Here is a 14,041-nt window from a genome sequence, read left to right on the forward strand (position 1 = left end):
CCCACTGGCAAGTAGACAGTAAAAAAAGCGAATTAAGCAGCCTGAGTCTTCTAAATTCAATAGGACTCAGGTTGTTTTATTTTTTCTGGAACCGTTTGTGATTATAGAATTTTCTATATTGTTTTATACTTCTTCAGCTGTACGGAAAAAGTAAAGCGTTTTTGCCATTGAAAATTAAGTAGGTAATGTCGGTTAACCATTTTTCGTTCGGTTTTGAAGCTAGGAAATTCCTGGTTAGATGATTGTCCGAAACGATGTACGCTTTTTTCTTCCCGTAATATAGTTTTTCTTACACCTAATAACTGCTTGGATACCTAACTCGACGCAATTCACTAAAAAAACAATATTACTAAAAATTTGGACAATATCTTTATTGTGTAAGCGCTTTAACAAAAGTAATCTTGATTACAGTAGGCGGCGGTATTTGCTGTTATTTTTGCAATATTTTTTAACAGCTTACCGGTATCGCCTTCTATCAAAATAGTATATTTAAAGGAGGAGAGGATTTGCGTAGTAAGTATTACAAAAGGGTTACCAATGCCCTGATTGCCTTTATATTATTTTTGCCAACGTTTTTGACGGGTTTTATTCCGCCGTTACGTGCAGAAGCAGTAGTGACGAATCCCTGGGCTACTATTTCATCTGGAGGAAATGAAGTGAATGAAATTGTCAACCAGAATGGGAAGGCATATGTAAGGCTTGGAGCAGGAGCGGGAAATGACAATGGAGCTAAAGCTGCTATTTTTCAAGAAAAAGGTGCAGCAGCTCACATAACAGGAACGATGGAATATACCTTTATTCCAGAATTGAAAGCGGAAGATACCAGATTTGGTTTCTATCCTCATTATATTGATCATAACAACTTTGTATTTGTAGGCTATGACTCCATAGGGTGGTTCTATGAATACAAATATCAAGGCAGCGGAACCTGGTTACAAACTAGACCAAGCGTTCCTCTCCCAGAAGCAGGGACCGAACATTCCATTAAAATAGATTATAACGGAACCGCTTTGAAGGTTACATTAGATGGAAAAGATTTATTTGGATCGGTTACTTTATCAAATGATGTAAATAACCTTCTTTTAGGTAAGGAAGCAGTTAAACTTGGTGCTTTTGGAGGTAAAAACAGCCAAGTACTCCTTGAATTAGGAGTTGCACCTGGCGGTGGAGGCACCGATCCAGGTAATGGAGGAACAGAGCCTGGAGATCAAGAACTTGTCGACATTACGGATAACCAACTAGAAGAAGGAGACTTTAAAGTTATCTCAGGTGACGGAAACGTTACCTATAATGAAGATGGTTCAGCTACTTTCCATGTTACATCTACCCAAAAAAATCGAATTGTCTACAATAAAATGAAACCAATTAAGAATGGTATTTTTGAAGCTGATATTACGCCGGGAACTAGCGCCATGAACCGTTTTGGCCTCATCTATCGTGTTCAGAATCCATCTGCATATACCTATGTAGGAACAGGCGATCAGAACAATCAATATTTTGGAGAAATTTTTGGTCCTGCTAACAGTTGGACGGCGATGACCTCAGACGTGCCATTAGAAGCAAATAAAACCTATCATTTACGTATAAAAATTTCGGATGATTTAGCTACTTTATACATTAATGATAAAAAGGTGAATACCTTTACATTGTCAGGCGGTGTCGATCAAGCAGGGTTACTTGGATTTGAAAAGAGCCGTGGTGCTGCCAACATTACGATTTCAAACATCAAAATCAAAGAATATGTTCCGCCTAAAGCACCAAATACGCCGCCAGTAGAGGATCAATTAAGCTCAGACTATATGGATGTTATTATTGACCAAGTATTCCCGCGTGTCATCGAATACCGGGTTGGCGATAAGGTAATGGATGGACAAAAGACTCCTGTTTACGGATTAAAAGTGAACGGCACTCTTTATTATCCTGAAGTAAGCTTTGAAAAGCTAAGCAAAAGTAAAGCACTATATACCTTAAAGGTAAAAGATGAATTTGAAAACCTTGATGCTGTATTTAAAGTTTCTTTAAAAGTCCAAAAAAATAAAGTGATCTATACCTTTGAAGAAATTACCAATGCCGGTAGTGCAAAAATTGAAACGGTTGAACTGGCCGATCTGAACTTTATCTCAGTCAATTCAGCTCAAACCAATGCTAAAGCCAAATTAACGAATCTTAGCAGTGATGTGACCAAACCTGGGGATGTTGATGTCACTGTCGATTCAACTTTGGGAGGCGTTGGAACTTCAGAAAGATACTATACTGCTTTCCTGTCAACGGACAAATTGAGTGCAGGTGTATGGTCCAGCTCAGAAGTCAATGGCTATCGTAACCTTGTGGCAAATCGTTATCAAAGTAAAGATGGCACGAAAGCCATCGGTATCGGTTCAAGTTTGCTTTATTATCAAAGAGAATTTATGCCGAAGCCGCAATCAACTAAACCTACTGTAAAAATTGCAATTGCGGATGATTTGAATCATGATAATGAAATTGACTGGCAGGATGGTGCGGTTGCTTACCGTGAGATCATGCAGGACATTCCAGGCTTTAACGATGTAAACAATCTGGTAGGCCAACGGATTGCCATGAATTTTGGCTCACAAGCACAACAGCCATTCTTAAAAACATTGGATAATGTTAAAAAGGTGGCTCTCGCTACAGATGGATTGGGTCAGTCTGTACTGTTAAAAGGATATGGAAATGAAGGGCATGACAGTGCGCACCCGGATTATGGCAATGTCGGTGAACGGATCGGAGGAGCTGACGATTTAAAAACACTAATTCGTGAAGGGCATAAGTACAATTCTGAATTTGGTGTCCATATCAATGCTCAAGAAACGTATCCTGAAGCCAAAGCTTTCAATGAAGATTTTATTGACGGTCCTAATTCAAGAGGCTGGGGCTGGTTAGACCAATCTTATACTATCAATAAATTAAAGGATTTGTACTCAGGAACACGTGCGAAAAGGCTTGACGAATTAAAAGCAGCTGCACCAGGTCTTGACTTCGTTTACTTAGACGTTTGGTATCAAGATCAATGGGAATCTGATCGAATTTCAGAGCAATTTATTGATCGAGGCTGGAGGGTATCAACGGAGTTTGGTACGTCAGTTGCCAATTATTCTACATGGCAGCACTGGGCTACGGATAAGAACTACGGTGGACCATCCAGTAAAGGAATCAACTCTGAAGTCCTTCGCTTTATTAGTAATCACCAAAAAGATTCTTGGGTGTTAAATTGGCCTGAATCAGGCGGAACGGCTGATCATCCGTTGCTTGGCGGATTTGAATTAGCTGGTTTCGAGGGATGGCAATCTGATAAGAACTTTGACCAATTTATCCGGATGACATTCGATACAAATCTACCAACGAAATTTTTACAAAAGTATTATGTCACCGATTGGACAATTGTTGAAGGTGACAGAAGTAAAACAAACTTAGAAAAGGAAATTAAATTGGCGGACCCAAGTAATGGTGATGTTGTTGTTGTCACTAGGAAGGACAATTCCAGAGAACGTGTGATTACACTTAATGGAAATGTCGTCCTTGATGAACATGCTTATTTAATTCCTTGGGTGGAGCAAGACTTTAAAAATCCAACTCCGGATTCTGAAAAACTGTACCACTGGAATTTGGAAGGCGGAACAACTACTTGGACACTTCCAGATGAATATGCAGGTGCTTCTAAAGTTTATGTTTATAAATTGACCGATCAAGGCAGAACAGATGTGCAGAAAATCAAGGTTGTCAACAATCAGGTAACCTTGATGGCTGAGGCAGCAACTCCATATATTGTTGTACCAAAGAAAGAGAAGGGTTTACAAGTCGATGACTGGAGCAAGGATGCTCATGTCTATGACACAGGATTTAATTCGGGAACAGTTAAAGATAACCATACAAAAGTTGCTGGAGATAAGGATGCTGTAAGTGTCAACCGAATGAATCAAACTGGAAATGACCGTAATGTAAGCAGCGGCGACTATTACTTGAATATCGACAGTCCGTCAAAAAATACATCCGTATCCCGTACCATTACTGGTCTTGAACCTGGCAAAGATTATGTGGCAGAGGTCTATGTAGAAAACAATAGTGATGTAAAAGCCGGAATTAAAGTGATTGGCGGAGTAAAAGATGCTAGCAATTACACGCTGCGCAGCCTGCAAAAGAACTTTGTAAAAGCAGACTCACATGCTTCGAATGATGGATACAATAGCAAAATGCAAAGAATGCAAGTAAGCTTTACAGCTGCATCTAATAAAGCTGAATTAGTTCTCAGCCGTGAGGCAGGTGAAGGAATTACTAAATTTGATGACATTCGGGTAGTGCAAAAATCTTTGAAAAATGAAGTATCACCAAAGGTATTTGAACAAGATTTTGAATCGGTCGTGCAAGGAATTTACCCATTTGTTATTGGGAATACGGAAGGTGTAGAAGACAATAGAATTCATTTGTCTGAATTACATGCTCCGTATACACAAAAAGGATGGGCAGGTAAAAAATTAGTAGATGATGTTATCAAAGGAAATTGGTCCGTTAAAGTAAATACTGGAAACAAAGGCTTAGTGTATCGTACCATTCCGCAGCACTTCCACTTTGAACCAGGCGTAACCTATAAAGTATCCTTTGACTATCAAACTACTGCCAATTCCTATCGCTTTATCTCAGGGGATCAAGAAATTGATATTCACGATATTGCCGCTGCCAAGGGTCTGAGTATAAACAATACACTTACTGCATCTACCGATACCAAAACTGCTGAGTTTACAGTCACTGGTTCCGAGAATGGCCAAACGTATATTGGAATTTTCGGTGATGGAACTAGTTTGAATGGAGATACTGGGGCAGGAACATTTATTTTAGATAACCTTCGGATTGAACAGATCACCAACTGAAGTTTGTCGAGTGGAAATGACTAATAGAGTACTAGAGAGAAGTGGAAACACTTCTCTCTTTTTTTAACGGTGCAAAGCCCCGACTAATTTTTACGAATTTTTTACCATGAAAAAATGGATAGATTTAAAAAAATAGTTTTGTCTGAAGAATATCTAGGGCGCTGTTAATCTCCTCTAAATCTTCTTTTGAAGCATTTTGTATACGATGTAGGAAACGTGATTCTACATGGGCAAAGGCTTCGTTCATCATGGTTTCTCCATCTTTAGAAAGACGAATATACTGTTTTCGTCGATCTTCGGGATCACTTATTTTTTCTATTAAATTTTTTTCACTTAATTTTTTCAACTCACGACTTGTATTTGGCATCGACATATGCTGACAATCACTAATTTCACTAAGGGTAACGGGCTGGCTAACGGTTATATACTCAAGAATGTTATATTGAACGGGTGTTATGGAATCAGATTTTGCGTTTTGGGTTAATTCGTGTGTCACACGATGAACCGAAGTCGTAAAAGACACTAATTTTAAAAAAAGCGCTTTTTTGTCCATCTCTCTCACCTCTTATTGTGAAGATAACAAATTTGTTATCATAATACAATTATCATTTGACAACAAAAATGGTGACTGCTATGATTTAGTTATCAAATGATAAGTAAAAGGGGTGCGTCATGAAAATTCTTGTAATTTACACACATCCTAATCATCAAAGTTTATGTTACTCATTTTTACAGAAGGTCATCAGAGGAAGTCATGAAAATCCGAATATAAAGGAAATACAGGTGCTAGATCTGTATGAGGAGGGCTTTAATCCACTGCTTGTGTTTAATGAGCATAAACGAAGACGTGATATGTATCTTGATCCTCACCTTGAAAAATATCGACAGCAAATTTCTTGGGCTGACAAGATTGTTTTTGTCTACCCCATTTGGTGGGGAAGACCTCCAGCCATGTTGCTGGGATACATTGATCAATTATTTGCTGCAAATTTTGCCTACAAGGATAAAAAAGGACTACTGACAGAGGGACTATTGAAAGGAAAATCAGTTGTATGTGTGTCCACTATGAAGGGACCTGCAAACTATCCACTTCTCTGGTTAAATAATTCACATAAAATATTGATGAAAAAAGCCTTATTCAGTTTTGTCGGAATCAAACAAGTAAAGTTTTTTGAATTTGGAAATATGGAAAGTCCAAAGGGGAAACAAACCAAAAAACTAGAAAAGATTTATCGTTATTTTAAAAAGATAGATCGTTAAACGTTCCGAACTTACGGTCCTATGGCCGAATAATCTAGTTTCATAGAATTGTTTCACAATATAACCCGATGGGGGCCTTATTTAAAAAATGGCTATGTTACATTTGAGGGTTGATTTTAGTCAATATCGTTAACTTTGTTATAAATGAAAATTGGGCTGGAATAGAGACAGCTTTTCAGTATTAAGACCTAGTTTTGTCTCCAATCGACCTTATTGGAGAATTTTACCTTTAAATAGAGCCAGTTTTGTCTTTAATTGGCCTTATTGAAGACATTTTTCCAATAAATCTAGCCAGTTTTGTCTTCAATCGACCTTATTGAAGACAGTTTTCCTATAAATAGAGCTAGTTTTGTCTTCAATCAGCCTTATTGAAGACATTTTTCCTATAAATAGAGTTAGTTTTGTTTTCAATCAGCCTTCTTGGAGACATTTTTACTATTGTTAGAGCTGGTTTTGTTTAAACGCTCGCCATAATCAACCAGCTGTTTTGTGTTTTCCATATTAAAAAAATTTCTGATATTTTATTGCTTGACTATTTCGATAATACGAACTATAATTTTAATAAATTTTCAAACAATATATGTTTTATAGCGTTGAAGAGGGAAAGTACGATTACGTTATTTTACACAGAGAGCTTCGGCAGCTGAAAAGAAGCAAAAATACTAATCCGAACAATGGCCTCAGAGCTTCGTGCTGAAACAATCTAACTAGATTGGAGTAGGTTCCGACGAGATTTGGTACTCGTTATCCATACCACAGTATAAAGAGCAGCATTACGCTCTCGTACTTGCAGAGGCTGTTTTGTGTGAGCAAACAGTAAATTAAGGTGGTACCACGTGGAGATCAACCACGTCCTTATCTATTTTCTTGAATAGATAGGGGCGTGGTTTTTTTAATTCCGTAAATAAGAGAAGTGAAGCGAGGAGACGGTTCTTTTGTATCTCGTACATTATAAGCAGGAGAACTGTCCCCCTGCTTCATACCTAGAATAAAAAACGAAGGAGGAAAATATAATGAATAATCATCTCGTGTTACAAACTGATTTTGGTACAAGTGACGGTGCCGTAAGCGCCATGTATGGTGTGGCCATTTCCGTGAATCCAGCTATCCGTGTATTTGATTTAACCCATGACATTCCCCAGTATCATATTTGGGAAGGCTCCTACCGATTATATCAGACGGTTTCCTATTGGCCCGAAGGAACGGTGTTTGTTTCGGTTGTTGACCCAGGTGTCGGTTCTGAGCGGAGAAGTGTTGTCGCGAAAACGGCTTTGGATCAGTATATTATTACTCCGGACAATGGTACGCTTACCCATATTAAAAATTGTATTGGTATTAAAGAAGTAAGAATTATTGATGAGACCGCCAATCGCTTGCCGAGCTCCGGTGAATCCTACACGTTCCACGGTCGTGATGTCTATGCATATACCGGGGCAAGACTCGCTTCCAATTTAATTACGTTTGAACAGGTGGGTCCAGAAGTGCCGGTTGATTCCATCATCGAACTTCCCAAGGAGGAGCCGAGTATTACCAATCATGTGCTCACAGGCCATATTGACATACTTGATATTCGCTTTGGTAATTTATGGACAAATATTGATCGTGTACTCTTCAAAAATTTATCAGTGGAATATGGTGATTCCTTTGAAGTGACGATTGATAATAATACCCGCCAAGTCTATAAAAACATTATGACGTATGGCCGGACATTTGCTGATATCCATTTAGGCGAGCCATTGCTTTATGTGAATTCGCTTGATAAAATTGGCGTTGCGATTAACCAAGGTTCTTTTGCCAAGGCATATCATATTGAAACAGGTGCATCATGGAAAATATCTATTCGCAAAGTGCCGAAAATTGTTTACAATTAACTTTATGAAAAAGAACTTTTTTGGGGGTTGAGGAAATGAAAGGAAATCAGTTATCAGTAAAAACGATCGTGGCTATTGGGATTGGCGCAGCCGTATTTGTAATATTAGGCAGATTCGCCGTTATTCCAACAGGAGTACCAAATACGAATTTTGACACATCGTACGGCTTTTTAGCGTTAATGGCGATTGTTTTCGGACCGGTTGCCGGAGGGTTGATTGGGTTAATCGGCCATGCCTTAAAGGATGCCATCTTCTACGGAACTCCGTGGTGGAGCTGGGTGATCGTTTCTGGAATCGTCGGTTTCTTAATTGGCCTTGCAGCGAAGAAAATCAATATTGAATCAGGCATTTTTAATACGAAAAAAATCATTTTGTTTAACGTGGTTCAAATCGTCGTCCAAGCAATCGGCTGGTTCGCGATTGCTCCAACCTTGGATGTTCTCATTTATGCCGAACCGGCAAATAAAGTTTATTTACAAGGCGTGGTTGCCGGAGGGCTAAACATGGTAACTGTTGCTGTCCTTGGTACGCTTTTGCTTAGTATTTATGCAAAAAGCCGCAGTCAAAGCGGCAGTCTGACAAAGGATGTTTAAGTAGTAGATACAGTCTGTTTTGCAAAGAGAAGAGTAAGTTATTAAACAGAAGAGCATTGATTCACTAGGAGAAATTTTATGAAAAAACCGGTTATACAATTTGAAAACTATAGCTTTCAATACCGCAGTCAGACGGCACCAACATTACATGAGATAGACTTAACGATCTATGAAGGGGAAAAGATTCTCATTGTTGGTCCCTCTGGATCTGGAAAAAGCACACTTGGCCATTGTCTCAATGGCCTTGTTCCCTTTTCTTATAAAGGGGAAGTATCAGGAAGTTTGAAAATCTGCGGCCAGGATGCTAAGGATTTAGACATTTTTTCCTTATCTAAAAAAGTCGGTACAGTTCTCCAAGATCCTGATGGTCAATTTATTGGGCTTACGGTTGCTGAGGATATCGCTTTTGCGCTCGAAAATGATTGTACACCACAAACACAAATGTTTGATAAGGTGGCCGAGGTATCGAAAATGGTGGAAATGGAGGATTATTTGGACTCCTCGCTGCACCATCTTTCCGGAGGGCAAAAGCAAAGGGTCTCACTTGCTGGTGTAATGGTCGATGATGTCGAGATTCTATTATTTGATGAACCGCTTGCCAATCTTGATCCGGCAACAGGAAAATATGCAATTGAACTCATTGACAGGATCCAACAAGAAACAAATAAAACGGTCGTGATTATCGAGCACCGCTTAGAGGATGTCTTGCATTGTCCTGTTGACCGCATCATTGTCGTTGATGATGGCAGGATTATCAGTGACATGACTCCAGATGAACTATTAGCTTCCCCCGTCTTGGAGCAATGTTCCATCCGCGAGCCCTTATATGTGAAAGCAGCGAAATATGCAGCCTGTGATATTACGCCAGAAATGAAGCCCGCTCATCTCGATACCTTTCAAGTCGAAAGCTGCAAAGGTCAGTTAGTAGACTGGTTTACAAAAGTGGATAGCCCGCAGCCTAGAGAGAAAACAGAATCTGTTTTGGAATTAAAGGAAATCAATTTTGGCTACACACCGGGAAAAAGAACGATTCACGGTGTTTCTTTTTCGATCGAAAAAGGTGAAATGGTCAGTATTGTTGGAAAAAATGGTGCCGGAAAGTCGACGCTGTCCAAATTAATTTGCGGCTTTGAAAAGCCTAGCTCGGGAAGAATATATTATCGCGGGCAGGATATTACCGAAGATACGATTAAAGAGAGGGCATCAAGGATTGGCATGGTGATGCAAAACCCGAATCAGATGATTTCGAAGCAGATGATCTATGATGAAGTGGCGCTTGGTCTTGTCATCCGCGGTGTACCGGAAGCCGAAATAAAAGAGCGCGTAATAAAGACATTGAAAATTTGCGGATTGTATCCATTCCGTAACTGGCCGATTTCGGCGTTAAGCTTTGGCCAGAAAAAGCGAGTAACCATCGCCTCTATCTTAGTATTGGAGCCAGAGGTAATCATACTTGACGAGCCAACCGCAGGTCAGGATTTCCGCCATTATACCGAGATCATGGAATTTTTGGTGAAACTCAACAGTCAAGGCGTAACAATCATCATGATTACCCATGATATGCATCTCATGCTTGAATATACGCCGCGGGCGATTGTGATTGCCGGCGGAAGAAAAATAGCCGATGACTCTGCTGTCAATGTACTGGCGGATTCTACTATTATTGAAAAGGCAAACTTAAAGGAAACCTCCTTATTTGAATTGGCACACCAGGCAGGAATTAGCGAGCCAAAGCAGTTTGTCGAGCGGTTTATCGCTTATGATCGCGAGGTGAGACAGAAATGGCAGTAGAAATGCTTTCATACATTGAGCGGCAATCGCCGGTCCATCGGCTGACAGGTGTAACCAAGCTGATTTGCTTTATGATCTGGTCATCGATTGCGATGCTCACCTATGATACGCGAGTTTTGGTCTTCCTCTTCTTATTTAGTATCTGTGTCTTTATCGTTTCTAAGGTGAAACTTGAGGAAGTGGCCTTTGTCCTCCTATTTATATTACTCTTTCTGATGATTAATAATCTTGCAATCTATGTGTTTTCGCCGCAAGAAGGGGTAAAAATCTATGGGACAAGCCATGTGCTGTTTGAAATCGGAGGGCGCTATTCGATCACGCTAGAGCAGCTGTTTTATCAATTGAATGTTACGCTTAAATATTTCACCGTCATTCCGGCGGCGATTCTATTTATCGTGACAACCAATCCAAGTGAATTTGCCGCATCATTAAACCGCATCGGTGTCAGCTACCGAATTTCTTATGCTGTTGCACTTGCATTACGCTATATTCCCGACATTCAACGAGATTTTCGTAATATTTCGCTTTCCCAGCAAGCCCGTGGGATTGATATGTCGCGCAAAGAAAAGCTGCCGAAGCGGATAAAGAATGCTGCATCGATCATCATCCCACTCATCTTATCAAGTCTCGATAAAATTGAAATCATTAGCAATGCCATGGAGCTCCGCGGGTTTGGAAAAAACAAAAAGCGTTCTTGGTACCGGGCACGCCCATTTCAAAAAATCGATGTATTCACCCTAATCTTATTTGCTTTTATTCTATTGGTCTCACTCTATGCAACCTTTTATGATGGAAATCGTTTCTATAATCCGTTTCTTTGATCTTTTCACTTAATTACATAGATATGTATTAATCCGCTGCAAAGTTCTTTGCAGCGGATTTTCATGTTTACTTTATATTTTGAATGATTAGGCTAACCCAATTTTAAACATTCAGTAAAAAAGGCCTACAAAAATACCCCAATAGCAGATTGTGAATAAAAAAATTATAATTTTGTCGACTATATATTTTTACCCTTCTAGAGAATTTGATAAGGATAGGTTAAAAAGGGAATCCTTGAAGTATTCTATCGAAGGAAGGATGATATAGTAATGGTAAGGTGGTATCCAATTTTATTGCTTACTTGTCTTTTATGTCTAGCTAGATATGACAATCATGATTACATAAGGGAACGGGGAGAAAACAGGGGGAAAGAAGTAATGACTTCAGCTATACACATTGACCCAGAAGTTGATATGAATAGTGAAAAGATGGTTGAAATCATCATTCACTTTAAAACGCAGCCAGCAAAGGTTGCAGTCGCCATTGCAGAAATGAGTGGAGTACCATTAACATTGGAACAAGCAAAACAGGACGTAGAAGAAAGTCATTCACGCTTTAAGAAGGATATAGAACGATATTTAGGCCAAAACCAAATTCCTTATTCGATAAAGCATACCTATAAAATGGCGTTTAACGGGGTGTCGATGAAACTTCCAGGGAAGGAAATTAAAAGATTATTACAATCTAATGAAATTGCTACTATTTATGCCAATAAGGAAATCAAGCTAATTCCACCACCAAAACCTAAATAACGTACTAATAGCGGGCTTAATCGTCCGCTTTCTTTTTTTCAATAATATAAAACAATCAAAAAGGGTACCAAAATAATGGTGCCCTTTTCGATTGTTTTATAAATGGAGATAAATTACCCCAATTTACAAGTTTGGTAATTTTTAAAAAATATAGGTATGAATGCCTATCAAAAAACCCCAATTGCTATATGAAAGCAAAATAATATAATGTTCTTAATATTACAATTTTAGGAAAGGAGTCTTTTTTAACTAGTTTTATTAATAAATAGAAAGTAGGGAGCAGATGAAAAAGAAATCAGCTTTTTTGCTTCATCTACTCGTTGCCGTTGAATATATTCACTTATAGGTATACCAACCTCTTTTTTAAAAGGGATGATAAGTAATTGGGACTTAAACGACACATTTCTGCAAGGTTATCAAGTGTTATGTCTCCATAAAGATAGTTATAAATATAATGTTGACAAGCGGTTATGAGTTTTAACCAATTATTCGATTTCAGACATCAGCACGTGGCTAAATTTCACCGATCAAAGTTATTTCATAAAAATCTTTAAAAAATACACAGGTTTAACCCCAAGGCAGTTTAGAAATGACCATTCATCTGATCAAACATCGACATGATGGAAGAAGGTATGAATATTAATAGGAGTGCATAAGTAGGGTAGGCGCACCCGAACCCAATAGAATAAGAGGAACCCGATCACGTAGGAGGGATTTTTGTGTTTGTCCCTACCACCAATAAGCTTAGATTTCTATAAGCCCAGCTCCCCTGCCACCAAGCCTATAAGATAATAAAATTTTTTATTTTCATGTCACAAAATGAGCTTATATTTCGTTATATGTGCAAACCAACTAGGAGGAGTGGATTTGTATGAAAGAACGAACATGCATAATAATCGGCGGCGGATACGCTGGAATTAATGCCATAAAAGCCATTAAAAAAACCATGAATGGGACACCATTGCGTATTATTCTGATTGATAAACAGCCTTATCACCTCAGAAAGGTGCTGCTATTTAAGCCGGCTGCTAAAGGTGAAAGTATCACTATTCCTTGGTCAGAACTATTTTCTGACGATATCTGTTTCCTTCAAGGTATGGTTACGGGGATTAAAAGTGAGGAAAAACGACTGCAATATGAAGACCAAAAAGGGAATATACATGATATAAACTACGATATTCTAGTCGTTGCAGTCGGTAGTGTTATACGAAAGCCAGCCCACGATCAAGGCGGAATCGCCTTATCAGACTTGAATGCTGCGACAAGCATTCGACAGCAATGGAAGGCGAATTTGCTAAAGGCTACTAAGGAGACAGACAAAGTTGAACGCCAACAACTGCTGACCGTCGCGGTGGCGGGCGCGGGTATCAGCGGCATTGAAACTTCCGCAGAGCTAGCCTCCATTATAAGGAAGGAGGCTGGTGCTCTAGGAATTGATCCTACAGAGATCCGGATTTTCCTCATTAATGGAAGGGATAGACTTTTTCCAGAAGGCCCTGCTAAGGTGGGGAGAAAACTAGAACGAGCACTTAAAGAGAATGGAGTAACCGTTCTTCATCAGTGTAAAGCAGTTCAGGAGAAGGATGGTCTGCTAAGAATGACTGGAGGCAAGACGCTACCTGTCGGTTTATGTGTCTGGACACTTGGTCTATTGCCAAATCCGGTACTCCGTAGCTTTGGATTGCCACTCACGTCCGATGGCCAGGTCATTGTGGATGCCAGTTATCGAGTCGAAGGGGTTCCGGGAGTCTACAGTATAGGGGATTGTGCACATATTGCCGATCCGGTAAGCGGGCGATCGGACAGAATGACATGTAAGGAAGCCATTCCTCAAGCAGTACGGCTGGCAAAAGTTATCGCAGCAGATATAAACAATCGCCCTGCCCCTTCCCACCAGGCGTTTATGGATCTTTTCTGTATCAGCTTGGGGCCAGAACGAGGAATGGTATGGATTCATCAATGGGGACTAGATTTCCTGTTCACAGGAAAAATTGGTTGGAAAATACGAAAATTCACTTGGGATTCTGCAAGTCTAGTAAAATAGAGGGTAAAAAGGAAAGTACAGGAGA

The 14,041-nt window shown here is 39.4% G+C and carries 9 protein-coding genes, 2 pseudogenes and 1 other annotated feature; of the genes and pseudogenes, 9 read left to right on the forward strand and 2 right to left on the reverse strand.

Going from position 1 to position 14,041, the window contains the following annotated elements:
* Window positions 1–506 precede the first annotated feature (506 nt).
* Window positions 507–4,883: an endo-alpha-N-acetylgalactosaminidase family protein gene (locus V7150_RS02365; RefSeq protein ID WP_335513257.1), complete on the forward strand. Its 4,377-nt coding sequence runs from the start codon at window positions 507–509 to the stop codon at window positions 4,881–4,883.
* 124 nt (window positions 4,884–5,007) lie between these two features.
* On the opposite strand, the gene V7150_RS02370 is transcribed toward V7150_RS02365, so the two are convergent.
* A complete protein-coding gene (locus tag V7150_RS02370) occupies window positions 5,008–5,436 on the reverse strand; it encodes a MarR family winged helix-turn-helix transcriptional regulator (protein WP_335513259.1) in 429 nt (142 codons plus the stop codon).
* 119 nt (window positions 5,437–5,555) lie between these two features.
* On the opposite strand from V7150_RS02370, the gene V7150_RS02375 reads away from it, so the two are divergent.
* From V7150_RS02375 to V7150_RS02400, 6 genes are all read left to right on the forward strand, one after another.
* On the forward strand, window positions 5,556–6,143 hold the full coding sequence (locus tag V7150_RS02375; RefSeq protein ID WP_335513262.1) for an NAD(P)H-dependent oxidoreductase: 588 nt from the start codon (window positions 5,556–5,558) through the stop codon (window positions 6,141–6,143).
* Between the two features lie 584 nt (window positions 6,144–6,727).
* Window positions 6,728–7,003, forward strand: a binding site (T-box leader).
* Window positions 7,004–7,156: 153 nt separating this feature from the next.
* Window positions 7,157–8,014 (forward strand): SAM hydrolase/SAM-dependent halogenase family protein, encoded by an 858-nt coding sequence (locus V7150_RS02380; protein ID WP_335513264.1) that lies wholly within the window; start codon window positions 7,157–7,159, stop codon window positions 8,012–8,014.
* A gap of 35 nt (window positions 8,015–8,049) precedes the next feature.
* A complete protein-coding gene (locus V7150_RS02385; RefSeq protein ID WP_335513266.1) occupies window positions 8,050–8,607 on the forward strand; it encodes an ECF-type riboflavin transporter substrate-binding protein in 558 nt (185 codons plus the stop codon).
* A gap of 78 nt (window positions 8,608–8,685) precedes the next feature.
* A complete protein-coding gene (locus V7150_RS02390; protein ID WP_335513268.1) occupies window positions 8,686–10,398 on the forward strand; it encodes an ABC transporter ATP-binding protein in 1,713 nt (570 codons plus the stop codon).
* A complete protein-coding gene (locus V7150_RS02395) occupies window positions 10,389–11,219 on the forward strand; it encodes an energy-coupling factor transporter transmembrane component T family protein (protein ID WP_335513270.1) in 831 nt (276 codons plus the stop codon). Before V7150_RS02390 ends, V7150_RS02395 begins: the two co-directional genes overlap by 10 nt.
* A gap of 378 nt (window positions 11,220–11,597) precedes the next feature.
* Window positions 11,598–11,972: a protease inhibitor I9 family protein gene (locus V7150_RS02400; RefSeq protein ID WP_335513272.1), complete on the forward strand. Its 375-nt coding sequence runs from the start codon at window positions 11,598–11,600 to the stop codon at window positions 11,970–11,972.
* Window positions 11,973–12,256: 284 nt separating this feature from the next.
* Here the strand turns inward: V7150_RS02400 and V7150_RS26545 are convergent.
* Window positions 12,257–12,447, reverse strand: a pseudogene (locus V7150_RS26545) (AraC family transcriptional regulator); the annotation flags it as partial.
* A gap of 2 nt (window positions 12,448–12,449) precedes the next feature.
* On the opposite strand from V7150_RS26545, the pseudogene V7150_RS02405 reads away from it, so the two are divergent.
* Both V7150_RS02405 and V7150_RS02410 read left to right on the forward strand, forming a co-directional pair.
* Window positions 12,450–12,593, forward strand: a pseudogene (locus V7150_RS02405) (helix-turn-helix domain-containing protein); the annotation flags it as partial.
* A 250-nt stretch (window positions 12,594–12,843) separates the two neighbouring features.
* Entirely contained in the window at window positions 12,844–14,016 is a 1,173-nt protein-coding gene (locus V7150_RS02410; RefSeq protein WP_335513274.1) for an NAD(P)/FAD-dependent oxidoreductase, read from the forward strand.
* The last annotated feature ends 25 nt before the right edge of the window (window positions 14,017–14,041 follow it).

It is taken from the genome of Neobacillus drentensis (genome assembly GCF_036965245.1).
GTDB classification, from domain to species: domain Bacteria; phylum Bacillota; class Bacilli; order Bacillales; family Cytobacillaceae; genus Neobacillus; species Neobacillus drentensis_G.